The organism is Streptomyces sp. SDr-06, from assembly GCF_003324565.1.
GTDB lineage: Bacteria > Actinomycetota > Actinomycetes > Streptomycetales > Streptomycetaceae > Streptomyces.
The window spans coordinates 301,575-324,956 of record NZ_QOLA01000002.1; the positions used below are offsets into that span (position 1 = coordinate 301,575).

Sequence of the window (23,382 nt, forward strand, 5' to 3'; positions counted from 1 at the left end):
TGGTGACTCATGAGCTCACCGGCCTCGTCGTCCGGCACTCACGCGGTCCGTGCGGACCGACGGTAGGAGACCACGGCGTACGCGCCGAAGACCACCAGCCAGGCTGCCATCAGTGCGATGGTCGCCGCACCCGGGGCGTGACCCTGCGAGGTGGCCCAGCCGAGGTCGGCGAAGCGGTGGGTCGGAGTGTACTCGGCGACCTTCCGCAGCCAGCCGGGGAAGGCCGAGACCGGGAACCACAGGCCGCCGAGGATCGCGAGCCCCATCAGACAGGCCACGTTGACCACACCGGTGGCCTGCGCGGACAGCCGGTAGCCGTTGCCGAGGCCGAGCATCGTGAAGGGCAGCGCCCCGATCCACAGGAGCAGCGTGAGCGCGGTCCACTGCCAGGCGTCCAGGCGCACCCCGTTGATCAGCGCGCCGGACAGCAGCACCGCGAGGATGCCGGGCAGCACGGTCACCGAGCCGCTGATGGCGCGGCCGGTCACCACCCGGGTCGGCGGCAGCGGCGCGATCCGCAGCTGCCGCAGCCAGCCGATCGACTTGTCGGAGGCCACGCCGGTGCCGGTGCCGAGCGCCGCGCCCAGCGCCCCGTAGGCCGCCATCCCGACCATGGACGCGACCTTCCAGTCGGCGTCGCTGTTCTGGCCCCCGCCGATGTTGGTGAAGAGCAGGTACATCAGCACCGGCATGCCGATGCCGAAGGTCACGAAGGAGGCGTCACGGAGCGTGCGCCGCATCTCCAGCTTGATGTACTCGAACATCAGACGGTCTCGCTTTCGCGTGCGGTGAGGGAGAGGAAGGCGTCTTCCAGGCTTGCGGGGGCGACTTCCAGGCGGCGTACGGCGCCCATCGCGGCGAGCGCGACCACGGTCGCGTCCGAGTCGTCGCTGCGCAGCCGGGCCCGGTCGCCGTGGACCTCGACCGCGGCCACGCCCGGCAGCAGGGCGAGCCCCTCGGTCGGCATGCCCGCGAGGTCGAAGGAGACCAGGCTGCCGCCCGCCGCGCGCTTGATGGTCTCGCCGGGCCCGTCGGCGACGATCCGGCCCCGGTCGATGACGACGATGCGGTCGGCGTTGTCGTCGGCCTCTTCGAGGTAGTGGGTGGAGAACATCACCGTGTTGCCCCGGTCCGCGTAGGTGCGCATCGACTCCCAGAACGCGCGGCGGGCCTCCACGTCGAGGGCGGCCGTCGGCTCGTCGAGCAGGAGCAGTTCGGGGTTGCCGACCAGCGCCATGGCGAACCGCACCCGCTGGCTCTGGCCGCCGGACAGCTTGTCGACCCGGCGGTCGGCGAACTCGGTGAGCCCGGCGAGCGCCAGCGCCTCGGCGACCGGCATCGGCTCCGGATACATGCTGCCGATGAAGAACACCAGCTCGCGCACGGTCACGCGGGGGATCGGGCTGCCCTCCTGGAGCATCGCCCCGATCAGGCCCTCGCGCACCGCCCGTTCCGGGGTGCGGCCGAAGATCCGCACCTCGCCCGCGTCGGGTTCGTTCAGGCCGAGCAGCAGGCTGATGGTGGTGGACTTGCCGGCCCCGTTGCGGCCGAGCAGCGCCACGGTCTCGCCGCGCCCGATGGTCAGCTCGGCCCCGTCCACCGCGCGGAGCGCCCCGTAGGACTTGACCACCCCGCTGAAGCGGACCGCGGCGGCGCTCTGTGTCGTCATCTGCGTCATGCCCCCAACGCTAGGGAGCCGGGCGGGTCCGCCCCAGATGCGGTTGTACGGAGCCGAGCAGGACAAATGTCCTGGGGTACCCCCGCCGAACGTGTCATGGGGTGCCCACTTCCGGTGATCTGACGTGTCGTCAGGAGCCTTCACAACGGCCGGGGCGTGCGCTATACCTGGGGGCCATCGGCCTAGAACGCGTTCTAGAAGGCGGACGAGTCCTCGGTCCGGTCCAGTACGACCTCGGTGCGGCCGACGGTGCGGACGGCCGCACCGAGGTCTTTTCCCGTGCCCGCACAACGCTCAAGGAGCAGCATCCTCATGCCCATTGATGCCGCGAAGGCGGTCGCCGCCGAGCCCCGGTCCACCGAGATCGCCTGGGACCACAAGGACGTACAGCTCTACCACCTGGGGCTCGGGGCGGGGCTCCCGGCCACCGACCCGGACGAGCTGCGCTACACCCTGGAGTCCCGGCTGCACGTGCTGCCCTCCTTCGCCACCGTCGCGGGCGCCGGCATGGGCGTGGTCGGCGGGCTCTCCGCGCCCGGCGTCGACGTGGACCTCGCGGCGGTGCTGCACGGCGGGCAGGCCATCACCCTGCACCGGCCGATCCCCGTACGGGGCAGGGCCACCTCGACCTCCAAGGTGGCCGCCGTCTACGACAAGGGCAAGGCCGCCATCCTGGTCCTGCGCACCGAGGCCGCCGACCAGGACGGCCCCCTGTGGACCAGCGACGCGCAGATCTTCGTGCGCGGCGAGGGCGGCTTCGGCGGGGACCGGGGACCCTCCGCCCGTCCCGCGCGGCCCGAGCGGGACCCCGACCACGTGGTCGAGCGCCCGGTCCGGGAGGAACAGGCGCTGCTCTACCGGCTCTCGGGGGACTGGAACCCGCTGCACGCCGACCCCGACTTCGCCAAACTGGCGGGCTTCGACCGGCCGATCCTGCACGGCCTGTGCACGTACGGGATGACGCTCAAGGCCGTCGTCGACACCCTGCTCGGCGGCGACGTGACCCGGGTGCGCTCCTACGCCACCCGCTTCACCGGGGTCGTCTTCCCGGGCGAGACCCTGCGCATCCGGATGTGGTCGGACCCCGGCCGGATCCAGGTGGCGGTGACGGCGGTGGAGCGGGACGAGGCGCCGGTCCTCGCCGACACGATCGTTGAACACAACTGAGCCTTTTTTTCCGGCACTTGAGGGGAGCCGCACCATGCGCGCAGCCGTACTGCACGAGATAGGCCAGGACAAGCTCGAAGTGCTCGACGACGTGGAGGCGACCGGCTTCGGGCCGGGGAAGGTCAAGCTCCGCGTCCGCGCGACCGGGCTCTGTCACTCCGACCTCTCGGCGATGAGCGGCGTGCTGCCGCAGCCCGCGCCGTTCGTCCCCGGCCACGAGGGGGCCGGGGAGGTCATCGACGTCGGCGACGGTGTGACGGGCCTCAAGCAGGGCGACCGGGTCCTGATGTGCTGGCTGCCCGCGTGCGGGGCGTGCCCGTCCTGCAAGCGCGGCCAGACCCAGCTCTGCCTCGCGGGCTTCATGAACGCCGGGACCCCCAACTTCCGGCGGGCCGGCGGCGAGGTGTTCGGCTTCGCGGGCACCGGCACCTTCGCCGAGGAGGTCGTCGTCGCGGCGGGCTGCGCGGTGCCGATCCCCGACGACGTGCCGTACGAGATCGCCGCCCTGATCGGCTGCGGGGTGACCACCGGGCTCGGCGCGGCCATCAACACCGCGAAGGTGGAGGCGGGTTCGTCGGTCGCGGTCATCGGCTGCGGCGGGGTCGGCATCTCCACCATCCAGGGCGCCCGGGTGCAGGGCGCGGCCCAGATCGTCGCCGTCGACCCGGTCGCGTCACGGCGTGAGGCGGCGCTCAGGTTCGGCGCCACCGAGGCCGTCTCGCCCGACGCGTTCGCCGACGCCAAGCAGCGCGTCACCCAGGGCGAGGGCTTCGACTACGTCTTCGAGGTGGTCGGCCGTTCCGCGACCGCCCGCACCGCGTACGAGCACACCCGGCGCGGCGGCACCCTGTGCGTGGTCGGCGCGGGCGCCATGGACGACTTCTTCCAGGTCAACATGTTCGAGCTGTTCTTCGACGAGAAGCGCATCCTGCCGTCCATGTACGGCGGCGGCGACGTCCTGCGCTCCTATGAGCGGGCCATCGCGCTGTGGCGGGCGGGCCGCATCGACCTGGAGGGCCTGATCACCCACCGGGTGCAGCTCGCAGGGATCAACGACGCCCTCGACCAGATGCGCAGCGGCGAGGCCCTGCGCACCTGCATCGAGATCTGATCCCGTCCCGTCCGCACACCCCTTGCGAGAGGACCCAACCGGCATGGCAGCACTGCCACTTGAAGACATGTCCGCGATCGTCACCGGGGCCGGGCGGGGGCTCGGCCGGGCCGAGGCGCTCGAACTCGCCCGGCTCGGCGCGGCGGTCGTCGTCAACGACTTCGGGCAGCCCGGACGCGACGGCTCGGGCCAGGCGTCGACGGGCCCCGCCGAGGAGGTCGCCGCCGAGATCCGGGCCGCGGGCGGGCGGGCCGTCGCCCACACCGGGGACGTGGCCGATCATCAACAGGCTGGTGAACTGGTCCGGTTGGCGATCGACACCTACGGCAAGCTCGACATCCTGGTCAACAACGCGGGCATCCTGCGGGACCGGATGATCTTCTCGATGAGCGAGGCCGAGTGGGACTCGGTGATCCATGTGCACCTCAAGGGGCACTTCAACACCACCCACTTCGCGGCCGCGCACTGGCGCGAGCGGTCCAAGGCGGCGGGCGGCCCGGTGTACGGCCGCATCGTCAACACCTCCTCGGAGGCCTTCCTGGCCGGTTCGGCGGGTCAGCCCAACTACGCGGCGGCCAAGGGCGGCATCGTCGGCCTGACCACCTCCACCGCGCTCGCGCTCGGCAAGTACGGGGTCACCGCCAACGCGATCTGCCCGCGGGCCCGCACCCGCATGACCGAGGACGTCTTCCAGGGGTTCCAGGAGCCGGGGGAGGGCGAGCTCGACCCGCTGGCGCCCGAGCACGTCTCGCCGCTGGTCGGCTATCTGGCCTCGCCCGCCGCGGCCAGGGTCAACGGGCAGCTCCTGGTGGTGCACGGCGGCATGGTCGCGATCGTCGAACGGCCCAGGGTGGCCGCCAAGTTCGACACCGCGAAGGAGGCCTTCTCGTACGAGGAGCTCGACGGGCTGCTCTCCCCCTACTACGCGGACCGGCCCGCGGGCGAGACCTTCGCCGCGGCCGAGGTGCTCGGGCTCAAGCGCGGCTGACCGCGGCCCGCGCACGACCGAGGCCCCCGGGGTGACCACCCCGGGGGCCTCGGCCCGTACGGCTGTCAGGCGTTGCTGCCCGCCGTCTCCTCGCGCCGGTGGCGTCCGTGGGCCGGCGCCGCCGTGTCCTCGGAGGCCGCGCCGCCCCGGTGCTTGCCGGCGCTGTCGGTCCCCGTCTCCTGCGGACGGATGTCGGTCTGGTTGGACATGAGCTGTGGTCACCCCGTAGTCGTCTTCACGTATCCCTCGTACAGGGCGCCGATTCTAACGATCTCCCTTGAGCTGTCGACGGCCGGTCAGGGGTGCCTGCCCGAGCGGTACGGGCTTGGCCGCGGCGGGCCTGGCGGGCGGCGGCGGGGAAGCGGGCGGGTCCGGCGGCGCGGGCAGGTCGAGCACCGCGCACGGGCTCGCCTCCGTGACACAGGGAAGCCTCAGCACCCCCTCCGGTCGCCACAGGCCCGCGCCCGCCAACCACCCCTGCGGGGCCGCGAGTTGGTGCAGATGGCGGCCCGCCGGACGCCAGATGCCGACCCAGGTGCCGCCCTCGGCGTCGATGCGCAGGGCCACCGCGCAGGACTCCGGCATCAGGACCTGGCCCGGCTGTACGGCGAACGGCGTCAGGGCCGCGTCCGCCAGGCGCAGGCATTCGGGGAAGCGCACCGGGAGCGCCGAGCCGAGCACGCCCCAGCCGAGCCGGTCCTGGCCCGGCGCGTTCGAGCGGATCATCAGGAGCCCGCTGTCGGCGTCCGCGAGCAGCAGCCGGTCGTCGCTGTCCTCGGTGATCTGGAGCAGCTCGGTGACCTCGCCACCGCGCTCCAGGTCGACGGCCACCGCCTTGGTGCGGCCGTCCAGCTCCCGGTCGAGCGCGAGCATCCGGCCGGTCCGGTCCAGCCACACCCCGCCCGAGCAGCGCCCCTTGAGCCGGGCCACCAGCTCGGGCCCGAACGCGCCGCCCGCCACCAGCCACAGCGCCGTGCCGTCCGGGCCCGCCGCGAGCGCGTAGGCGCAGCTGCCGTCCGGCGACGGCGGGAGCAGGGTGAGCTCGCCCGCCGCCGCGTCGACGGCGCCCAGCTGCAGCTCGCCGGTCGCGGGGCCGGTGGGGTAGAGCAGCGCGAAGGAGTGCCGGTCGGCGATCCTGCGGTGGATGAGCACCCTGCCGTCCGCCATGGGCAGCACCCCGGCGTCCGGCTCCTCCGGCTGGTTGCCGGGCAGCGGCACCGCGTACGGCTCGGGGCCGTCGAGCGTCCAGCGCTCCGGGAACCAGGCCCCCGCACCCGCGTCGCGCACCAGCCTCGCGGCGTACGAACCATTCGCGGTGATCGCGAATCCCGTACCTCTGACCGCGCCGTCCTCGGCAGCGGTCTCGATGGCCAAAGCCGTCATCAGATGGCTCACCTCCGGCCACCGAAGCTAGTTTTCGCACTTCCAGCCGAACAACACGAGACCACTCGCTTCACACCAAAGGGTGGCTGTCGGGCGATTCGCCTGTGGGCGGGGAGACCGGTGTGCAGGAACGGTTTATGTAAGGTTAGGCGTACCTAAGCCACGCTGGCCGGATTCTTTCGGCCGGCGTGTCCGCCGTCCCGATTCCCGCTGTACAGGAGCCTCTGATGTCCCTACGCCGCCGCGGCACCGCCGCCGTAGCCCTCGCCGTGGCCGCCGGACTCTCCCTCGCGGCGTGCGGAAGCGGAGACGGCGGGAACGGCGGGAACGGCGGCGGCGCAGCCTCCGCCCCGGCCTCGGGGAAGACGGACGCGGGCGGCAAGAAGTCCGTCGCCCAGGGCGGCAAGGACTTCGCGGCGGCCGCCGAGAAGACCGCGGCCATGGGGACCGACGCCCCGGCCGGCCGGTTCCCGCGCACCGTCAAGCACGCCATGGGCGCCACCGAGATCAAGGCGCGGCCCGAGCGCGTCGTCGTCCTGGACGTCGGCGAGTTCGACAACGTCGTCTCGCTCGGCGTGCAGCCCGTCGGCTACGCCCCCACCGAGGGCGACGAGGGCATCCCCAGCTACCTGAAGAAGGACGCGGGCGACCCGAAGAGCGTCGGCACGATCAACAGCCTCAACCTGGAGGCCATCGCCGCGCTGAAGCCGGACCTGATCCTGGGCAGCCAGCTGCGCGCCGCCGACAAGTACAAGGAACTCTCCAAGATCGCCCCCACGGTCTTCTCGATCCGCCCCGGCTTCCCGTGGAAGCAGAACTACCTGCTGAACGCCGCCGCTCTGGACAGGACCGCCGAGGCGAAGGCGAAGCTCGCCGCGTACGAGACGAGGGCCAGGCAGCTCGGCGGCGACCTCGGCGCGCACGAGCCGACCGTCACCATGCTCCGCTACATGCCGGGCAAGGTCCGCCTGTACGCGAAGGCCTCCTTCATCGGCACGATCCTGGACGACGCCGGCATCCCGCGCCCCAAGAACCAGCAGGCCGTCGACCTGGCGACCGAGGTCGGCCCGGAGACCATCGACCAGGCCGACGCCGACTGGATCTTCACGGGGGTCTACGGCGACCCGAAGAAGTCCAAGCGGGACAGCGCCGAGTCGAACCCGCTGTGGAAGAACCTGAAGGCCGTCAAGGCCGGGCAGGCCAAGGACGTCAAGGACGAGACCTGGTACCTGGGGCTCGGCGTCACCGCCGCCGACTCCGTCCTGGACGACCTGCGCGGCTTCCTCGTCAAGAAGTAGCCCCCGGCGGCCGACCGGCGGGGTGCGCGGCGCAGGTAACCTGTCTCCGTGCCCCGTCTGTCTGAAGTCATCGCCGAGCTCGACGCCCTCTGGCCGCCCGAGCGGGCCGAGGGATGGGACGCCGTCGGCACCGTCTGCGGCGACCCGGACGCCGAGGTGTACCGGGTCCTGTTCGCCGTCGACCCCGTCCAGGAGATCGCCGACGAGGCGCTGAAACTGGGCGCCGACCTGATCGTCACCCACCACCCTCTCTACCTGCGCGGCACCACCACGGTCGCCGCCGGGCACTTCAAGGGCCGCGTGGTGCACACCCTGATCAAGCACGACATCGCCCTGCACGTCGCGCACACCAACGCCGACACGGCCGACCCGGGGGTGAGCGACGCCCTCGCGGGCGCCCTCGACCTCCGCGTCGTCGGGCCCCTCGTGCCCGACGCCACCGACCCGGCGGGCCGTCGCGGGCTCGGCCGGGTCTGCGAGCTCGACCACCCGATGACGCTGCGCGCGTTCGGCGCGCACGCCGCCGCCCGGCTGCCCGCCACCGCGCAGGGCGTCCGCGTCGCGGGCGACCCCGACGCGCTGGTGCGGACCGTCGCGGTCAGCGGCGGCTCCGGCGACAGCCTCTTCGACGCCGTGCGCGCCTCGGGGGCCGACGCCTTCCTCACCGCCGACCTGCGCCACCACCCGGTGTCGGAGGCCGTGCAGCACTCAGCGCACTCCAAGGAACTCGGTCTGGTCGACGCCGCGCACTGGGCCACCGAGTGGCCCTGGTGCGAGCAGGCCGCCGCCCAGCTCGACGAGATTTCCGACCGCCACGGCTGGGACCTGAGGGTCCACGTCTCGAAGACGGTCACCGACCCGTGGTCCGCCCACCACACCTCCCCTTCTATTGATGGAGCCCCCAACTGAACGCCGCGCCCGCCGACCAGATCCGACTCCTCGACGTACAGGCGCTGGACGTCCGCCTGTCGCAGCTCGCCCACAAGCGGAAGTCGCTGCCCGAGCACGCCGAGATCGAATCGCTCAACAAGGACCTCGTCCAGCTGCGTGACCTCCTGGTCGCCTCGCAGACCGAGGAGAGCGACACCGCCCGCGAGCAGACCAAGGCCGAGCAGGACGTGGACCAGGTGCGCCAGCGTGCCGCCCGCGACCAGCAGCGTCTCGACTCCGGCGCCGTCTCCTCGCCGAAGGACCTGGAGAGCCTCCAGCGCGAGATCGCCTCGCTCGCCAAGCGCCAGGCCGACCTGGAGGACGTCGTCCTCGAGGTCATGGAGCGCCGCGAGTCCGCGCAGGAGCGCGCCGCCGAGCTGACCGAGCGGGTCTCCTCCGTGCAGGCCAAGGTCGACGACGCGACCGCCCGCCGCGACGCCGCGCTCGGTGAGCTCGACGCCGAGGCCGCCTCCGTGACCAAGGAGCGCGAGATCGTCGCCGGGTCCGTCCCGGCCGACCTTCTCAAGCTCTACGACAAGCTGCGCGAGCAGCAGGGCGGCGTGGGCGCGGCCCGCCTCTACCAGCGCCGCTGCGAGGGCTGCCGCCTGGAGCTCAACATCACCGAGGTCAACGAGGTCAAGGCGGCCGCTCCTGACGCGGTCCTGCGCTGCGAGAACTGCCGCCGCATCCTGGTGCGCACCTCGGAATCGGGTCTGTAAGTGCCGTCCGCCGGGCGCGAGTTCGTCGTCGAGGCCGACGGCGGCTCCCGGGGCAACCCGGGTCCCGCCGGTTACGGAGCGGTCGTCCTCGACCCGGTGACCGGCGAGACGCTCGCCGAGACCGCCGAGTTCATCGGCGTCGCCACCAACAACGTCGCCGAGTACAAGGGGCTGATCGCGGGCCTGCGGGCCGCGCGCGAGCTCGACCCGGCGGCGCGGGTGCGGGTCCGCATGGACTCCAAGCTCGTCGTCGAGCAGATGACGGGCCGCTGGAGGATCAAGCACCCCGACATGAGGCCGCTCGCGGCCGAGGCGGCGCGCGTCCTGCCGTCCGCGCAGGTGTCGTACGAGTGGATCCCGCGCGAGCGCAACAAGCATGCCGACCGGCTCGCCAACGAGGCGATGGACGCGGGCGGGCGGGGCCGGCGCTGGGAGCCCTCGGCGTCCACGGCCGACCTCGCCGCCTCGGCCGACGCGAGTGCGGCCCGGGTCGTCGGGGACCACGCGGCGGGCGCGGCCAGGGCGCGGGCGGCGCTCGCGGGCGCGGCGTCGAGCGCCTCGGCTCCCGTGGGTGCGCCGGTCGCGGCGTCTGCGGCTGCTTCCGCTTCGGGGACAACTTCCGTACCGGGCAAGCCGGTTGAGGCCGCGCCCACCGTCGGCTGGGGGGCGTCCGCCGATCTGGGGGCGCCCGCCACGTTCGTGCTGCTCCGGCACGGCGAGACGGCGCTCACGCCCCAGAAGCGGTTCTCCGGCAGTGGCGGAGGTGACCCCGAGTTGTCGGCCGTCGGGCGCGACCAGGCCGAGCGGGCCGCCGCCGCCCTCGCGGAGCGCGGCACCGTCGAGGTCGTCGTCTCGTCCCCGCTGCGGCGGTGCCGCGAGACCGCCGCGACCGTGGCGGCCCGCCTCGGGCTCGACATTCACGTCGAAGAGGGCCTGCGCGAAACGGACTTCGGGGCGTGGGAGGGGCTCACCTTCGCCGAGGTGCGCGAGCGGTACGCGGCCGACCTGGACGCGTGGCTCGGCTCCGCGAAGGCGGCCCCGACGGGTGGCGGCGAGAGCTTCGCGACCGTGGCCCGCCGGGTCGCGGCGGCCCGCGACCGGCTGATCGCCGCGTACCCCCGGCGCACGGTGCTCGCGGTGACCCATGTGACCCCGATCAAGACCCTGGTCAGGCTGGCCCTGGGGGCGCCGCCGGAGTCCCTGTTCCGGATGGAACTGTCCGCCGCGTCGCTGTCGGCGGTGGCGTACTACGGGGATGGCAATGCGTCTGTGCGGGTTTTGAACGACACGGGGCACCTGCGGTAGCTCTGGGTTCCTTCGGGGTGCGGGGCGGTTGCTTCTTGCGCAGTTCCCCGCGCCCCTTCAGGCCCTCCGCGTGTGCGGGTCGTTGGTGGCTGGTCGCGCGGTTCCTCGCGCCCCTCAGCTCCCCCCGCTCGCGGTTTCTCGCGGTCCTAAGGGGGTTGTCGCTCGGCAGCTTAGTTGCGCAGGGTTGAGGCCTTGCGGGCCAGGGATTCTATTCTTGGCCAGTCCCGGGTGGTCAGGGCGTCTGGGGGGAGCATCCACGTGCCGCCCACGCAGCCCACGTTCGGCAGGGCCAGGTAGGCGGGGGCGGACGTCGGGGAGATGCCGCCGGTCGGGCAGAAGCGGGCCGCGGGCAGCGGCGATGCCAGGGACTTGAGGTAGGCCGTGCCGCCCGCGGCCTCGGCCGGGAAGAACTTCATCTCGCGGACGCCTTCTTCGAGCAGCGCCACGACCTCCGACGCCGTCGAGACCCCCGGCAGGAACGGCACGCCCGACGCCTTCATCGCGGCGAGCAGATCGCGGGTCCAGCCGGGGCTCACCAGGAAGCGGGCCCCCGCGTCCACCGCGTCGGCGACGTGGCCCGGCGTGATCACCGTGCCCGCCCCGATCACCGCGTCCGGCACCTCTGCCGCCACGGCCCGGATCGCGTCCAGGGCCGTGGGCGTGCGCAGGGTGACCTCGATCGCCGGGAGCCCGCCCGCCACCAGGGCCCGCGCGAGCGGCACGGCGTCGGCGGCGTCGTCGAGGACCACGACGGGGATCACGGGGGCGAGATCCAGGACGGAGGCGGCAGGGGAGGGCACGGCGGCGGGCGTCATGCGCCCATCCTGCCGATGGCGTGTGAAGTGTGCAACGCCCGTTGCGTATGTCGCAACGGGCGGCGGGTCAGTGGATCTGGGTCACGACCACGTCCAGCGCCCAGGCGCGGCCCGCCTTGGCGGGGGCCTCCGCCTCCACCACGTACCCGAGACCGCGCAGGGCCTCCACCAGTTCCGCCGGGTCGCAGGGGGCGGCGCCCGCGGTGAGCAGGTCGCGCACGATGCGGCCCTTCGTCGCCTTGTTGAAGTGGCTGACGACCGAGCGCTTCTCCACGCCGTCGACGATCTGGGAGTGCAGCACCCGGACCGTCGCCGTCCGGCCCGCGACGGCGCCCTTCGGCTTCCAGGCGGCGGCGTACGCGGCGGAGCGCAGATCGAGGACGAGGCCCTTGCCCGCGGCCTCGGTCATGACCGGGTCCATCACGCCCCGCCAGTACGGCCCGAGCGCCCCGAGGCCCGGCAGCTTCACGCCCATCGAGCAGCGGTAGGAGGGAATCCGGTCACCGGTGTGGACGGCGCCCCACAGCCCCGAGAAGACGAGCAGCGACTTCGCGGCACGGCGCTTGGCGGCCGCGTCGAGGGAGGCGAGGTCGAGGGCGTCGTACAGCACGCCGGTGTAGATCTCCCCGGCCGGGCGGGTGCCCGCGGTCCGCAGCTCGACGTTCTTGGCGACCTCGCCGCGCAACCCCTCGCTGAGCCCGAGCACCTCGCGAGCCTTCTCCTCGTCCGCGGCGCACAGCTCGACGAGCTCGTCGAGGACGGCCGCGCGCGCCGGAGCGAGCCCCGGCAGGGACAGCGACTCCGCCTTCAGGGGCGCCCCGCGCCCCGACGCGGCCTTTCCTTCGGAGGGCGGCAACAGCACCAGCACGGCGATTCTCCTTCTTGTACGTACGGGGAGGGGGTGCGGCCCCTCGCGCCAGCGTACGGGGTGGCCGGGCGCGATCCGGCCGGTGCTCGTGCGCCGGGGGGCCGGAGCCCTGCAGGAGAAAACATGCCCCGCCCCCGGCCCGCCCCTAGGCTCGATGGCATGCCCCGCCGCCACCTCCACGTGACCGGCGCAGCACAGGCCCCGCTGCGCGCCGCGCTCACCGCACTGCGGACGACGCTGGACGTCCCCGCGGACTTCCCGGCCGACGTGATCGCCGAGGCGGAGCGCGCCGCACGCCATCCGCGCCTGCCCGAGTACGACGCGACCGGCATCGAGCTCTTCACCGTCGACCCGCCCGCCTCCACCGACCTCGACCAGGCGATGCACCTGGAACGCCGGGCGGGCGGAGGCTACCGGGTGCACTACGCCATCGCGGACGTCGCCGCGTTCGTCACCCCCGGCGGCGCCCTGGACGCCGAGGCCCACCGCCGCGTGACCACCCTCTACTTCCCGGACGAGAAGACCCCGCTGCATCCCGCGCTGCTCTCCGAGGGCGCCGCGAGCCTGCTGCCCGACCGGACCCGCCCCGCCCTGCTCTGGCGGATCGACCTGGACGCGGACGGCGTGACCACGGCCACCGACGTGCGACGCGCCCTGGTCCGCAGCCGTGCCAAACTCGACTACGCGGGCGTACAGCGGCAGATCGACACCGGCACCGCGCCCGAGTCCCTCGCCCTGCTCCGCGACATCGGCACCCTGCGCGAGCGGCAGGAGGTCGCCCGCGGCGGCATCTCGCTCAACGTTCCCGAGCAGGAGATCGTCGAGCACGACCACCGCTACGACCTGACCTACCGCGCCCCGCCGGCCGCCGACGGCTGGAACGCCCAGATCTCCCTGCTCACCGGCATGGCCGGAGCCCAGCTGATGCTGGCGTCCGGCACCGGGATCCTGCGCACCCTGCCCAGCGCCCCGGACGGCGCGGTCGCCCGGCTGCGCCGCTCCGCCCGGGCGCTGGGCATCGACTGGCCCCACCACGTCCCGTACGCGGCGGTCGTGCGCTCGCTCGACCCGCGCGAGCCGCGCCACGCGGCCTTCCTCCAGGAGTGCACGACGCTGCTGCGCGGCGCCGGGTACACCGTGTTCACCGGCGGCGCGGCGCCCGAACTCGCCGTGCACGCCGCGGTGGCCGCCCCGTACACGCACTGCACGGCGCCGCTGCGCCGCCTCGTGGACCGGTACGCCGGTGAGCTGTGCCTGGCGGCGGTCGCGGGCCAGGACCCGCCCGACTGGGTGGCGGCCGCGCTCGAAGAGCTCCCCAAGGAGATGGCCCGGGGCACGAGCCGGGCCAACACCGTCGAGCGCGAGTGCGTGGACATCGTGGAGGCGGCGCTGCTCAAGGACCGGGTGGGCGAGCTCTTCGACGCGACGGTCGTCGACGTGAAGGAACAGCAACCGGCCGTCGGCACCGTCCACTTGACCGACCCGGCGGTGGTGGCCCGGGTCGAGGGCGGCACGGAGCCGCTCCCGCTCGGCGGGCGCGTGCGGGTCCGTCTCACGCGGGCCGACCCCGGCACCGCCAAGGTCCTGTTCGCCCCGGCGTGAGGCGGCCCGGTCGCTACGGCCGGGCGAGCGCCGCGGTCAGCGCCCTGGCCAGGTCCCCCGACTCGTCCGCGTGGAAGCGCACGACCGTCACCTCGCGCCGCTGTCCCAGGAGCGATACGTGGGTGACGGGCCCGGTCAGCTCCACCGTCAGGGAGGTCTGGGAGCCGACGGCCAGTTCCAGGTTCTCCCGCGGCCCCGCTCCCCCCGCGCCCTGGAACCTCAGCTCCCGCCGGACGCGGGCGATCCGGTCCAGCGGGACGACCAGGTCCACCCGGGCGCCCTGGCGCAGCCGCAGCGCGTCCGGGGTCAGCACATGCGGCCGGGTCACGGCCGCGGCCTGCATGCCGAGGATCCAGACGACCGTGTACAGGTCGAGGACCAGCAGCACCGCGTGCACCGTCGGCCAGTCGCGGACCAGGAACGACACCCCGACCGTCTCGACGACGCAGACGAACGCGAGCCCGTACACCGTCGCCGCCTGCGCCCCCGCATAGCCGAACGCCCGGTCCACCGGCCCCACTTGATGCCGTCGCCGGGTCAGCCACAGCCCGAAGCTCGCGAGCACCCGGCCCTCGTGCGCGAGCAGGCGGCGCGCCGCCCCCGGCCGGAGATCGTGGGTCATCGCCCCGCCCCGCCCTTCTCGGTGGCCCGCAGCATCGCCCGCCGCACCGCCTCCGCCTGCGCGGGCGCGAAGTCGGCGAAGAAGGCCTTGAGGAACCCCTGGTCCGCCGGTGCCGGGTGCGCCGCGATCTCCGCCGTCAGCTCGGGCGGAAGGCAGTCGGCGAGCGCCCGCGCCGCCGTGTCCACCCGGGGGTCGGCGGGATCGGCGTCCGCCAGGTCGTCGAGCAGGGCGTACACCTCGTGCGCGCGCTCGGCGGCGCCCGGCGCCGCGGCGACGGCCCGCACGGCCGCCCTCAGCCGGGCCCGCTCCTCGGGGGCCGCGGCGGTCTCCAGGAGGCTGAGCAGCTCGCGGTCCTTGGCGGCCATCGCGGAGGCGGCCGGTGGCGCGCCCAACTCCGCGAAGAGGTCGGCCAGTTCCGGCGAGAGCTCGTCGTCGGTGGTCAGGCGCCCGTCCCGGGCCCGCGCCAGCAGGGTGGCCAGGCGGGCCCGCCTGGCCCGGATCTCCGCCTCCTGACGGGCCAGGTCCGCGTCCAACCCGGCCAGTACTTCGGCCAGTTCGTGTCCGGCGTCGTCGGCGATCACGTCCCGCACCTCGTCGAGGCCGAGGCCCAGCTCGGTCAGGCGCCGGATCCGGGCGAGCGCGACCGCGTCCCGCACCGTGTACTGCCGGTAGCCGTTGGCCAGCCGGGCCGGTTCGGGCAGCAGGCCGAGGTGGTGGTAGTGCCGGACGGCCCGCGTGGTCACCCCTACCAGCGCGGCGATCTCCGATATCCGCATGGCAGTCATTAGAAACGTTGACGCCGCGGCAGGGTCAAGCCGAACTCCGGGCCCGGGGCCTCGGCCTTTCCGGCGCCGCGCGCCGGGTAGCATGGTCAGCACGGCAGACGAGCCGGGCGGACGGCCGCGTGGAGATCCATCGGATCTTCCCGAGGAACGTCCGGGCTCCACAAGGCAGGGTGGTGGCCAACAGCCACCCGGGGTGACCCGCGGGACAGTGCCACAGAAAACAGACCGCCGGGGACCTCGGTCCTCGGTAAGGGTGAAACGGTGGTGTAAGAGACCACCAGCGCCTGAGGTGACTCAGGCGGCTAGGTAAACCCCACCCGGAGCAAGGTCAAGAGGGAGCGCCCCGGTGCTCCTGCGCGGACGTTCGAGGGCAGCCTGCCCGAGTCCGCGGGTAGACCGCACGAGGCCGGCGGCAACGCCGGTCCTAGATGGATGGCCGTCGCCCCGACGACCGCGAGGTCCCGGGGCACAGAACCCGGCGTACAGCCCGACTCGTCTGCCCCACCTCTTCCCCACCACGGGCTCCTCTGTGTCAGGTCTCGGTGACCTTCTCCGACCTGCTGGTATCACTCCAGGTATCCGCCCGCTCATCCTCCGTGTGGCGCAACGCGCCCGGCGGTCGTAGCGTGATCTGCGGTACCGACGCAGGACCGTGCTCCCTGGAGACGGCCGCGGTACCGCACACGTCGACTCGGGGACGCGAGGTGAAACGCCGTGCCTTCCCTGCACTTTCCCGTGATGCTGGCGCTCGCAGCGGGTGCCTTCTTCCTCTGCCACAAAGGTGGCACCAAGCTCTCCCACGCGCTGGTCTGCGCCGGGTTCGGCTTCTATCTCGCCGACACCGCGGTCGCCCCCTCGCTGCACACCGCGCTCAACTCCGTCACCGGCATGCTCGGACAGCTCGGCTGAGCACGCGGACTCCGGCCGCCCCGCCCGGTCGCCGCGCCGGGACGGGGTGTGACCGGCGGCCGTGTCCGCGGCTGCCCGCGGCCCAGGCGGGCTCAGTCGCCGCCGAGGGAGCGCCGGGCCACCTTGGCGAGATGGTCGTCGAAGACGCGGCCCGGCTCCGGGGTCAGGGTGGTCAGCGCGACCATCGCCGTCACGATCACGTCGCACAGCTCGGACTGGACGTCCTGCCAGCTGTGCGAGACGCCCTTGCGGGGGTTCTGGCCGGTCGCCCCGATGACGGCCTCGGCGACCTCGCCCACCTCCTCCGACAGCTTCAGCATCCGCAGCAGCGTCTGCTGCTCGGGCGGCAGCGGGCTCCGCTCGGTCAGCCAGGCGTGCAGGGCGGTGACCGTGGGCCAGGGGGAGTTCCAGGGGGTGTCGTCCATGGGCCCACCGTGCCATCCGGCAGCGCCCCGGTGGCGGCCCGGGTCCGGCTGGGGTGTCCTGGGGGATGAATCGTTCGTACGCTCCGGGCCCGCCCGCGCGAGAGGGGACGGCCCGCACCGACCGGGAGAAAAGACCGTGACCATCGCCCTCGACAAGCTGACCGAACCGGCCGTCCGCGCCTTCGTCGGCGCCCTCAACTCCGGTGACCGCGACGCCTTCGCCGCCGCCCTGGCCCCCGGGGCCACCATGTCCGACGACGGTACGGACCGCGACGTCGCCGACTGGACCGAGCGTGAGATCTTCTCCTCGGGCGGCCACATGGACATCGAGAACCAGACGCACGACGGGCTCGGTCTGGTCGCCAACTACCGCAACGACACCTGGGGCGAGATGCGCACCTCCTGGCGCTTCACCGTCGACGGCGGCAAGGTCAGCCGCTTCGAGACCGGGCAGGCCTGACGCCCGTGTGAGCCCGCCCGGTCACCGGGTCACGCCGGGATGCGGGCCCCCGCGCCGCTCACCCGCACCCGGGGGTCGCCCGCGCGCAGCGTCACGGTGAGCACCCCGGGCCGGCCGAGGTCCTCGCCCTGGTGGAGGGTCAGCACCGAATCGGTGGGCACCAGGCCGAGTTCCCGCGCGTACGCGCCGAACGCGGCAGCCGCGGCCCCCGTCGCCGGGTCCTCCACGACCCCGCCGACCGGGAACGGGTCGCGGACGTGGAAGACCGACTCCGAGGCGCGCCACACCAGTTGGACGGTGGTGAGGTCGAGCCGCTCCATCAGCGCCGTGAGCCGGTCGAAGTCGTAGGAGAGGCGGGCCAGGCGCTCGCGGGTGGCCGCGCCGAGCACGAGGTGGCGGGCCCCGGCGAAGGCGATCCCCGGCACGATCGCCGCGTCGAGGTCCCCGGCGGGCCAGTCCAGGGCGGCCAGCGCCTCGGCGAGGTCCTTCTCGCCGACGGGCTCGGAGTGCGGCTCGACGCTGGTCAGGGTGGCCCGCAGGCCGCCGCTCGCCGGGTCCTCGGCGACGGTCACCGGGACCGTGCCCGCGCGGGTCGCGAAGACCAGCTCCGCAGGGCCGATCCGCTCGCCCAGCGCGATCGCCGTCGCCACGGTGGCGTGCCCGCAGAACGGCACCTCGGCCTTCGGGCTGAAGTACCGCACAGTGAAGGCCCGCCCCGGCTCGCCCAGGCCCTCCGGCGGCGCGGTCAGGAACGCCGACTCGCTGTAGGCGAGTTCGGCGGCGATCGCCAGCATCGCGGCGTCGTCGAGCCCCGAGGCGTCCAGGACGACCCCGGCCGGATTGCCCCCCAGCGGGTCGGCCGAGAAGGCGGTGTAGCGGAGGATCTCGGGCTGCGTGTCGTTCGTCATGATCGCCTCAACTGCCGCCCAGGCCGGGCTATTCCGGCCCGGGGGAGCGGACGGCCGGGCCGTTCGCGGCGGGTGTGAGGGCGGCCGGGGTCAGCCCCGCCCGATGTACGGCATCGTCGTGGCCAGCACCGTGGCGAACTGGACGTTCGCCTCCAGCGGGAGCTCCGCCATGTGCAGCACCGTGCGCGCCACGTCCCCCGCGTCCATCACCGGCTCCACCGCCAACTCGCCGTTGGCCTGCACGATCCCGGTCTGCATCCGCTGTGTCATGTCGGTCGCCGCGTTGCCGATGTCGATCTGCCCGACGGCGATCCGGTACGGCCGCCCGTCCAGGGACAGCGACTTGGTGAGCCCGGTCATCGCGTGCTTGGTCGCGGTGTAGGCCACCGAGTTCGGCCGCGGCGCGTGCGCCGAGATGGACCCGTTGTTGATGATCCGGCCGCCCTGCGGCGCCTGCTCCTTCATGGTCCGGAACGCGGCCTGCGCGCACAGGAACGCACCGGTCAGATTCACGTCGACCACCGAGCGCCACGCCTCGTACGACAGGTCCTCGACCGGCACCCCGCCCGGCCCGAACGTCCCCGCGTTGTTGAATAGCAGGTCCACCCGCCCGTGCGCGGCCCGCGCCGCGGCGAACAGCGCGGCCACCTCATGGGGGGAGGTCACGTCCGTGGGCACGCACAGCACCCGGGCCTCCTCCCCGAGCAGTGCCGCGGTCTCCTCCAGGGCCGCGGCCCGGCGCCCGGCCAGGGCCACCGACCAGCCCGCGCCGGCCAGCGCCAGCGCCACGCAACGGCCGATGCCGGACCCGGCGCCGGTCACGACGGCAGACTTTTGCGAGGTGATGTCCATGGGCCCGGAGCGTACGGGAGCGGCCGGGGCGTGAGACGGCCCGTCCGCGATGTGGGAGCCGGCGCGCCGCCCGTGAGCGGACGGGTCCCGGTGTGACCCGTTCCTCCTTTCCCGTCCCTCCCGAGTGGTCCCGCCGACGGGGCCCGGCTGAGAACATGGTTATTCGATTCAACCTTCAGGAGAGAAACCGATGCCGGAGCGCGGCGGCCAGGACACCCAGGGCCCCATATCGACCACGGCCGGCGCGACGGCCCCGCACGCCGTCGCCACCGCCGCCGTCCGGCGCACCAGCCTCCTGGTCACGCTCGTGCTCGGCGGGCTCACCGCGCTCCCGCCGCTCTCCATGGACATGTACCTCCCGGCCCTGCCCGAGGTCACCGACGCGCTGCGCTCGCCCGCCGCGACCGTGCAGCTCACCCTCACCGCGTGCCTGGCCGGGATGGCGCTCGGCCAGCTCGTGGTCGGGCCGATGAGCGACAAGTGGGGACGCCGCCGCCCCCTCCTCGTCGGCATGGTGGTGTACGTCCTGGCCACCGCGGTCTGCGCCTTCGCGCCGAACGTCGAACTCCTCATCGGCTTCCGGCTGTTGCAGGGCCTGGCCGGGGCGGCGGGCATCGTGATCGCCCGCGCCGTGGTGCGCGATCTCTACGACGGCGTGGAGATGGCCCGCTTCTTCTCCACCCTGATGCTGATCTCGGGCGTTGCCCCCGTGGTGGCCCCGCTGATCGGCGGACAGGTGCTGCGGCTGACCGACTGGCGCGGCGTCTTCGCCGTGCTGACCGTGGTCGGTGTGCTGCTCACCGCGGTGGTGTGGAAGTTCCTGCACGAGACGCTCCCGGCGGAGCGGCGGCACGCGGGCGGCGTCGGGGAGGCCCTGCGCACCATGGGCGGCCTGCTCAAGGACCGGGTGTTCACCGGTTACATGCTCGCGGGCGGCCTGGCCTTCGCCGCGCTGTTCGCCTACATCTCGGCCTCCCCCTTCGTGGTGCAGGAGATCTACGGGGCCTCACCGCAGACGTTCTCCCTGCTGTTCGGGCTGAACTCCGTCGGCCTGGTCGTCGTCGGCCAGATCAACGGCAAGCTCCTCATCGGCCGGGTCAGCCTGGACAAGGTGCTCGGCCTCGGCCTGGCCGTCATCGCGCTGGCGGCGACGGCGCTGCTGCTCATGACCTCCGGCGTGTTCGGCGAGGTGGGCCTCGCGCCGGTCGCGGCCGGTCTCTTCGTCCTGATGTCGGCGATGGGCCTCGCCATGCCCAACACCAACGCCCAGGCCCTGATGCGCACCCCGAACGCCGCCGGCTCGGCGTCCGCGCTGCTCGGCACGTCCTCCTTCCTGGTCGGCGCGGTCGCCTCCCCGCTGGTCGGCATCGCGGGCGAGGCCACCGCCGTTCCCATGGCCGTGGTCCAGCTCGCCTCGGCCGTCGCCGCCCTGCTCTGCTTCCTGCTGCTGTGCCGGCCCTGGCAGCGCGCGGCCGGGGCCGCCGCCGCGACGGCCGGTGCGGTGGCGCGGCAAAAGTAGACTCCCCCGGTGAACCACTCCCTCCCCACCCCGGACGTCCTGCGCTCGGCCCTGGCCGGACTGCTCGACGGGCTGCCGCCCTCACAGGCCGCGGGAGCCGTCGACCGGCTGATCAGCCACTACCGCGGTGTCGTCCCCACCCACGCCCCGGTGCTGCGCGACCGCTCCGACGTCGCCGCCTACGCCGCGTACCGGATGCCCGCCACGTTCGAGGCGGTGCGCTCCGCGCTCGACGCGTTCCGGGACGCGGCCGGGGCGTGGACGCCCGCCACGCACACCGACATCGGCGGCGGCACGGGCTCCGCGAGCTGGGCGGTCGCCGAGGCCTGGGAGGACGCGGAGACCCCCGTGGCCACCACCGTCCTGGACTGGGCGGAGCCCGCGCTCGCCGTCGGCCGCGAACTCGCCGAGGCCTCCGGGCTCCCCGGCCTGCGCGCCGCCCGCTGGGAGCGCGCCCGCATCGGTACGGCCCTCGCCCTGGAGGACGCCGACCTCGTCACCGTCTCCTACGTCCTGAACGAGCTCACCCCCGAGGACCGCCGCTCCCTGGTGGACGCGGCGGCCCGCGCCGCGACCGGCGCCGTCGTCATCGTGGAGCCCGGCACCCCCGACGGCTACACCCGGATCATCGAGGCCCGCGACCGGCTGATCGCGGCCGGACTGCGCATCGCCGCGCCCTGCCCGCACAGCGCCGCCTGCCCCATCGAGCCCGGCACCGACTGGTGCCACTTCTCGGCCCGGGTCAGCCGCTCCTCCCTGCACCGCCAGGTCAAGGGCGGCTCACTGGCGTACGAGGACGAGAAGTTCAGCTACGTCGTCGCCACGAGGTTCCTCCCCGAGCCCGCGGCGGCCCGGGTCATCCGGAAGCCGCAGATCCGCAAGGGGCAGGTGCTGCTCGACCTGTGCACCGCCGAGGAGCAGCTGCGCCGCGAGACGGTCAGCAAACGGCACGGCGCGCTGTACCGGCAGGCCCGGGACGCCGAATGGGGCGACCCCTGGCCGCCCCATCCCGCCGCGCCCACCTCCTAGTCAGCGCCTCCTGGTCAGGAACGCAGCTCCTGGGTGCAGCACTTCACACTGCCGCCGCCCTTGAGCAGCTCGCCCAGGTCCATGCCGATCGGCTCGTAGCCACGGGCCCGCAGCGGGTCGAACAGGCCGATGGCTCCCTGGGGGAGCAGCACGTGGTGTCCGTCGCTGACCGCGTTGAGCCCGAGGGCGGCCGCGTCCGGCTCCTCGGCGATCAGCGCGTGCGGGAACAGCCGGGACAGCACCGCCCGGCTGCCGGGGGAGAAGGCCGGCGGGTAGTACATGATCTCGTCGGCCGCGTCGTCCAGGACGCACAGCGCGGTGTCCAGGTGGTAGTAGCGCGGGTCGACCAGATCGAGGCCGATGACCGGGCGGCCGAAGAACTCCTGGGCCTCGTCGTGCGACAGCGGGCTGGACCGGAAGCCGCGCCCGGCCAGCACGTACGAGTACGTGACCGCGAAGTCGCCCTCGCCCTCGTTGATGTGCGACGGCTCGTGCACGGTGTCGAAGCCGTGCGTACGGAACCAGTCGAGGTGGACCTCCGCCTCCGCCGCGCGTTCGGGGTGGGCGAAGCGGGCGCCGAGCACCCGGCCGTCGATCACGGTGGCGCCGTTGGCGGCGAAGACCATGTCCGGCAGGTCGGGGCGGGGGTCGAGCAGCTCGACGGTGTGGCCGAGCGAGCGGTAGCGGTCGCGCAGGTCCTCCCACTGGGCCAGGGCCAGCGGAAGGTCGACCGGCTTCTCGGGGTCCATCCACGGATTGATGGAGTACGTGACCTTGAAGTGTGCCGGTGGGCACATCAGATAGCGCCGGGGTCGGGCGGTTCTCGGGGTACGGAGGCCACGGGGTTCACGAGGCAATGAGGGCTCCTCACGGGCGACTTGGGCTGCGCGGGCGCACAACCGAGTGCAGCCCATGGTCCGCCGTGCGGGGCGTCCGCGCAGTGAACCGTCCGGGTGTTTTTCCACTGGCTCGTTCGGTTCATGTGTGCGCCCCCGCCGCTTTCGACCCCGTACGCCACCGCGTCGCCTCGCGCACCGGCCCGCGCGTCCGTGCCGCTCGGCACCGTCCGGAGCCGGTGCGCGCCCCCTCCTCGCACCGGTCACCCGGAGGCCCCCGTTGGTCACGGGCGGGTCATGTCACACACCCCGGATGTCCGGTGCGGTCACCCGGGGAGCAGGATGGTGGGACGATGTTCCTCGTGGACACGAGTCCCTTGTGGCGACAAGTCCCTCGGGGTCGACGGTGAGGTGAGGGGATAGATGGGCGCTGAGTTCGGCCGTTCCCGCGGCGAGGAGAGCAAACTGTCCCGCTGGCTGCGCAGGCGGCCCAAGGACGCTCCGGGCGCGGACCAGGGCCGGCTCGGGCTGCTTCTGGCCGTGGCCGCCGCGGGCCTGCCCCTCGCGCCCGCCGCGTACCCCGTCGGCTACCGGTGTTCCTGTGAGCGGATCGGGTGTCCCACGCCCGCCCGCCACCCCGTCTCCTTCGCCTGGCAGACGCAGTCGACCACCGACCGCGCGCAGATCGAGCGCTGGGCGCTCGGGCAGCCGGAGGCCAACTTCATCACCGCGACCGGCATGGTCCACGACGTGCTCGACGTGCCGCTCGAAGCGGGCCGCGCGGCGCTGGCCCGGCTGCTGTCCGAGGGCGTCGACGTCGGCCCGGTCGCCGAGGCCGCCGGGGACGGGGACCACGGGCGGATGCTGTTCTTCACCGCGACCCGGGGCACGCCCGAGGACGAGGACGAGTGGTGGCCCTGCGAGCTGGACTGCCACCCCGAGACGATGGACGAGCACCCCGGGCTGCGCTGGCACTGCCGGGGAAGCTACGTCCTCGTGCCGCCCGCGCGGCTGCCGGGGGAGCTGGAGGTCGGCTGGGCGCGGGGGCCGGAGCACGGGCTTCCCGATCCGCTCACGCTGCTCGAGGCGCTGACGGACGCGTGTGCGCGGTACGCGGGTGAGGCGGGCTCCCCCGCGGTGGCTTGGCCCCTGGGCCGCTAGCCCCCACCCCTG

Annotated in this window: 25 protein-coding genes and 1 other RNA gene; 14 read left to right on the forward strand and 12 right to left on the reverse strand. The window is 73.5% G+C overall.

Annotated elements, in window-relative coordinates; all coding sequences use genetic code 11:
• Positions 1 to 38: 38 nt before the first annotated feature.
• Together DT019_RS05740 and DT019_RS05745 are read right to left on the reverse strand one after the other, a co-directional pair.
• Positions 39 to 764, reverse strand: coding sequence for an ABC transporter permease (locus tag DT019_RS05740; RefSeq protein WP_114035530.1), 726 nt, complete (start codon positions 762 to 764; stop codon positions 39 to 41).
• Positions 764 to 1,669, reverse strand: coding sequence for an ATP-binding cassette domain-containing protein (locus DT019_RS05745; RefSeq protein WP_114035531.1), 906 nt, complete (start codon positions 1,667 to 1,669; stop codon positions 764 to 766). The genes DT019_RS05740 and DT019_RS05745 overlap by 1 nt, the downstream gene beginning before the upstream one ends.
• A 321-nt stretch (positions 1,670 to 1,990) precedes the next feature.
• On the opposite strand from DT019_RS05745, the gene DT019_RS05750 reads away from it, so the two are divergent.
• Genes DT019_RS05750 through DT019_RS05760 form a run of 3 tightly spaced genes read left to right on the forward strand, consistent with a single transcriptional unit; the run spans position 1,991 to position 4,944 of the window.
• The gene (locus tag DT019_RS05750; RefSeq protein WP_114035532.1) at positions 1,991 to 2,845 is read left to right on the forward strand and encodes a MaoC/PaaZ C-terminal domain-containing protein; all 855 of its coding nucleotides are present in this window, start codon (positions 1,991 to 1,993) and stop codon (positions 2,843 to 2,845) included.
• Positions 2,846 to 2,879: 34 nt separating this feature from the next.
• Positions 2,880 to 3,956, forward strand: a complete 1,077-nt coding sequence (locus DT019_RS05755) for a Zn-dependent alcohol dehydrogenase (protein ID WP_114035533.1) — start codon at positions 2,880 to 2,882, stop codon at positions 3,954 to 3,956.
• Between the two features lie 43 nt (positions 3,957 to 3,999).
• Positions 4,000 to 4,944 carry a 3-oxoacyl-ACP reductase gene (locus DT019_RS05760; protein WP_114035534.1) on the forward strand — a complete coding sequence of 315 codons (945 nt, stop codon included), beginning with the start codon at positions 4,000 to 4,002 and terminating at the stop codon, positions 4,942 to 4,944.
• 65 nt (positions 4,945 to 5,009) lie between these two features.
• Here the strand turns inward: DT019_RS05760 and DT019_RS39415 are convergent, their stop codons facing one another.
• On the reverse strand, positions 5,010 to 5,153 hold the full coding sequence (locus tag DT019_RS39415) for a hypothetical protein (protein WP_189389192.1): 144 nt from the start codon (positions 5,151 to 5,153) through the stop codon (positions 5,010 to 5,012).
• A gap of 55 nt (positions 5,154 to 5,208) precedes the next feature.
• Positions 5,209 to 6,327, reverse strand: coding sequence for a hypothetical protein (locus tag DT019_RS05765; protein ID WP_114035535.1), 1,119 nt, complete (start codon positions 6,325 to 6,327; stop codon positions 5,209 to 5,211).
• A 227-nt stretch (positions 6,328 to 6,554) separates the two neighbouring features.
• Between DT019_RS05765 and DT019_RS05770 the strand changes: the two genes are divergently transcribed.
• The 4 genes from DT019_RS05770 to DT019_RS05785 are packed head-to-tail and all read left to right on the forward strand — an operon-like array spanning position 6,555 to position 10,579.
• Positions 6,555 to 7,625 (forward strand): ABC transporter substrate-binding protein, encoded by a 1,071-nt coding sequence (locus tag DT019_RS05770; protein WP_114035536.1) that lies wholly within the window; start codon positions 6,555 to 6,557, stop codon positions 7,623 to 7,625.
• Between the two features lie 48 nt (positions 7,626 to 7,673).
• Positions 7,674 to 8,534, forward strand: a complete 861-nt coding sequence (locus DT019_RS05775) for a Nif3-like dinuclear metal center hexameric protein (protein WP_114035537.1) — start codon at positions 7,674 to 7,676, stop codon at positions 8,532 to 8,534.
• Positions 8,531 to 9,274: a zinc ribbon domain-containing protein gene (locus DT019_RS05780; RefSeq protein WP_114035538.1), complete on the forward strand. Its 744-nt coding sequence runs from the start codon at positions 8,531 to 8,533 to the stop codon at positions 9,272 to 9,274. The genes DT019_RS05775 and DT019_RS05780 overlap by 4 nt, the downstream gene beginning before the upstream one ends.
• Positions 9,275 to 10,579, forward strand: a complete 1,305-nt coding sequence (locus tag DT019_RS05785) for a bifunctional RNase H/acid phosphatase (protein ID WP_114035539.1) — start codon at positions 9,275 to 9,277, stop codon at positions 10,577 to 10,579. It abuts the gene before it with no gap.
• Positions 10,580 to 10,749: 170 nt separating this feature from the next.
• Here the strand turns inward: DT019_RS05785 and eda are convergent, their stop codons facing one another.
• A complete protein-coding gene (gene eda / locus DT019_RS05790; protein ID WP_114035540.1) occupies positions 10,750 to 11,394 on the reverse strand; it encodes a bifunctional 4-hydroxy-2-oxoglutarate aldolase/2-dehydro-3-deoxy-phosphogluconate aldolase in 645 nt (214 codons plus the stop codon).
• Positions 11,395 to 11,461: 67 nt separating this feature from the next.
• Positions 11,462 to 12,262, reverse strand: coding sequence for a peroxide stress protein YaaA (gene yaaA, locus DT019_RS05795; protein ID WP_114035541.1), 801 nt, complete (start codon positions 12,260 to 12,262; stop codon positions 11,462 to 11,464).
• A 159-nt stretch (positions 12,263 to 12,421) separates the two neighbouring features.
• Between yaaA and DT019_RS05800 the strand changes: the two genes are divergently transcribed.
• Positions 12,422 to 13,864: an RNB domain-containing ribonuclease gene (locus tag DT019_RS05800; RefSeq protein ID WP_114035542.1), complete on the forward strand. Its 1,443-nt coding sequence runs from the start codon at positions 12,422 to 12,424 to the stop codon at positions 13,862 to 13,864.
• A 13-nt stretch (positions 13,865 to 13,877) separates the two neighbouring features.
• Here the strand turns inward: DT019_RS05800 and DT019_RS05805 are convergent, their stop codons facing one another.
• On the reverse strand, positions 13,878 to 14,486 hold the full coding sequence (locus tag DT019_RS05805) for a hypothetical protein (RefSeq protein ID WP_114035543.1): 609 nt from the start codon (positions 14,484 to 14,486) through the stop codon (positions 13,878 to 13,880).
• Positions 14,483 to 15,262, reverse strand: coding sequence for a MerR family transcriptional regulator (locus DT019_RS05810; RefSeq protein ID WP_114035544.1), 780 nt, complete (start codon positions 15,260 to 15,262; stop codon positions 14,483 to 14,485). Before DT019_RS05810 ends, DT019_RS05805 begins: the two co-directional genes overlap by 4 nt.
• A gap of 108 nt (positions 15,263 to 15,370) precedes the next feature.
• On the opposite strand from DT019_RS05810, the gene rnpB reads away from it, so the two are divergent.
• Positions 15,371 to 15,770, forward strand: an RNA gene (gene rnpB, locus DT019_RS05815) — RNase P RNA component class A.
• 215 nt (positions 15,771 to 15,985) lie between these two features.
• Complete coding sequence (locus tag DT019_RS39090; protein WP_147267279.1) at positions 15,986 to 16,180, forward strand: hypothetical protein; 195 nt, start codon at positions 15,986 to 15,988, stop codon at positions 16,178 to 16,180.
• Between the two features lie 92 nt (positions 16,181 to 16,272).
• Here the strand turns inward: DT019_RS39090 and DT019_RS05820 are convergent, their stop codons facing one another.
• Complete coding sequence (locus DT019_RS05820) at positions 16,273 to 16,605, reverse strand: MazG-like family protein (protein WP_114035545.1); 333 nt, start codon at positions 16,603 to 16,605, stop codon at positions 16,273 to 16,275.
• Positions 16,606 to 16,741: 136 nt separating this feature from the next.
• Between DT019_RS05820 and DT019_RS05825 the strand changes: the two genes are divergently transcribed.
• Entirely contained in the window at positions 16,742 to 17,065 is a 324-nt protein-coding gene (locus DT019_RS05825; protein WP_114035546.1) for a nuclear transport factor 2 family protein, read from the forward strand.
• A 29-nt stretch (positions 17,066 to 17,094) separates the two neighbouring features.
• Here the strand turns inward: DT019_RS05825 and DT019_RS05830 are convergent, their stop codons facing one another.
• Together DT019_RS05830 and DT019_RS05835 are read right to left on the reverse strand one after the other, a co-directional pair.
• Positions 17,095 to 17,973: a PhzF family phenazine biosynthesis protein gene (locus tag DT019_RS05830; RefSeq protein ID WP_411292688.1), complete on the reverse strand. Its 879-nt coding sequence runs from the start codon at positions 17,971 to 17,973 to the stop codon at positions 17,095 to 17,097.
• A 90-nt stretch (positions 17,974 to 18,063) separates the two neighbouring features.
• Entirely contained in the window at positions 18,064 to 18,825 is a 762-nt protein-coding gene (locus tag DT019_RS05835; protein WP_114035548.1) for an SDR family oxidoreductase, read from the reverse strand.
• 190 nt (positions 18,826 to 19,015) lie between these two features.
• On the opposite strand from DT019_RS05835, the gene DT019_RS05840 reads away from it, so the two are divergent.
• A complete protein-coding gene (locus DT019_RS05840) occupies positions 19,016 to 20,344 on the forward strand; it encodes a Bcr/CflA family multidrug efflux MFS transporter (protein ID WP_114035549.1) in 1,329 nt (442 codons plus the stop codon).
• Positions 20,345 to 20,353: 9 nt separating this feature from the next.
• Complete coding sequence (locus DT019_RS05845) at positions 20,354 to 21,373, forward strand: small ribosomal subunit Rsm22 family protein (RefSeq protein WP_114035550.1); 1,020 nt, start codon at positions 20,354 to 20,356, stop codon at positions 21,371 to 21,373.
• Between the two features lie 14 nt (positions 21,374 to 21,387).
• Here DT019_RS05845 and ddaH read toward each other — a convergent pair whose 3' ends face one another.
• Positions 21,388 to 22,287, reverse strand: a complete 900-nt coding sequence (gene ddaH / locus DT019_RS05850) for a dimethylargininase (RefSeq protein ID WP_388975216.1) — start codon at positions 22,285 to 22,287, stop codon at positions 21,388 to 21,390.
• Positions 22,288 to 22,632: 345 nt separating this feature from the next.
• Between ddaH and DT019_RS05855 the strand changes: the two genes are divergently transcribed.
• On the forward strand, positions 22,633 to 23,370 hold the full coding sequence (locus DT019_RS05855; RefSeq protein WP_114035552.1) for a bifunctional DNA primase/polymerase: 738 nt from the start codon (positions 22,633 to 22,635) through the stop codon (positions 23,368 to 23,370).
• Positions 23,371 to 23,382: the final 12 nt, after the last annotated feature.

Bases quoted from the DNA above. Each gene is read 5' to 3' on its own strand.
- DT019_RS05740 (WP_114035530.1), bottom strand. From the start codon at position 764: ATGTTCGAGTACATCAAGCTGGAGATGCGGCGCACGCTCCGTGACGCC.
- DT019_RS05745 (WP_114035531.1), bottom strand. From the start codon at position 1,669: ATGACGACACAGAGCGCCGCCGCGGTCCGCTTCAGCGGGGTGGTCAAG.
- DT019_RS05750 (WP_114035532.1), top strand. From the start codon at position 1,991: ATGCCCATTGATGCCGCGAAGGCGGTCGCCGCCGAGCCCCGGTCCACC.
- DT019_RS05755 (WP_114035533.1), top strand. From the start codon at position 2,880: ATGCGCGCAGCCGTACTGCACGAGATAGGCCAGGACAAGCTCGAAGTG.
- DT019_RS05760 (WP_114035534.1), top strand. From the start codon at position 4,000: ATGGCAGCACTGCCACTTGAAGACATGTCCGCGATCGTCACCGGGGCC.
- DT019_RS39415 (WP_189389192.1), bottom strand. From the start codon at position 5,153: ATGTCCAACCAGACCGACATCCGTCCGCAGGAGACGGGGACCGACAGC.
- DT019_RS05765 (WP_114035535.1), bottom strand. From the start codon at position 6,327: ATGACGGCTTTGGCCATCGAGACCGCTGCCGAGGACGGCGCGGTCAGA.
- DT019_RS05770 (WP_114035536.1), top strand. From the start codon at position 6,555: ATGTCCCTACGCCGCCGCGGCACCGCCGCCGTAGCCCTCGCCGTGGCC.
- eda (WP_114035540.1), bottom strand. From the start codon at position 11,394: ATGACGCCCGCCGCCGTGCCCTCCCCTGCCGCCTCCGTCCTGGATCTC.
- DT019_RS05800 (WP_114035542.1), top strand. From the start codon at position 12,422: ATGCCCCGCCGCCACCTCCACGTGACCGGCGCAGCACAGGCCCCGCTG.
- DT019_RS05805 (WP_114035543.1), bottom strand. From the start codon at position 14,486: ATGACCCACGATCTCCGGCCGGGGGCGGCGCGCCGCCTGCTCGCGCAC.
- DT019_RS05810 (WP_114035544.1), bottom strand. From the start codon at position 15,262: ATGCGGATATCGGAGATCGCCGCGCTGGTAGGGGTGACCACGCGGGCC.
- DT019_RS05820 (WP_114035545.1), bottom strand. From the start codon at position 16,605: ATGGACGACACCCCCTGGAACTCCCCCTGGCCCACGGTCACCGCCCTG.
- DT019_RS05830 (WP_411292688.1), bottom strand. From the start codon at position 17,973: ATGACGAACGACACGCAGCCCGAGATCCTCCGCTACACCGCCTTCTCG.
- DT019_RS05835 (WP_114035548.1), bottom strand. From the start codon at position 18,825: ATGGACATCACCTCGCAAAAGTCTGCCGTCGTGACCGGCGCCGGGTCC.
- DT019_RS05840 (WP_114035549.1), top strand. From the start codon at position 19,016: ATGCCGGAGCGCGGCGGCCAGGACACCCAGGGCCCCATATCGACCACG.
- ddaH (WP_388975216.1), bottom strand. From the start codon at position 22,287: ATGGGCTGCACTCGGTTGTGCGCCCGCGCAGCCCAAGTCGCCCGTGAG.
- DT019_RS05855 (WP_114035552.1), top strand. From the start codon at position 22,633: ATGGGCGCTGAGTTCGGCCGTTCCCGCGGCGAGGAGAGCAAACTGTCC.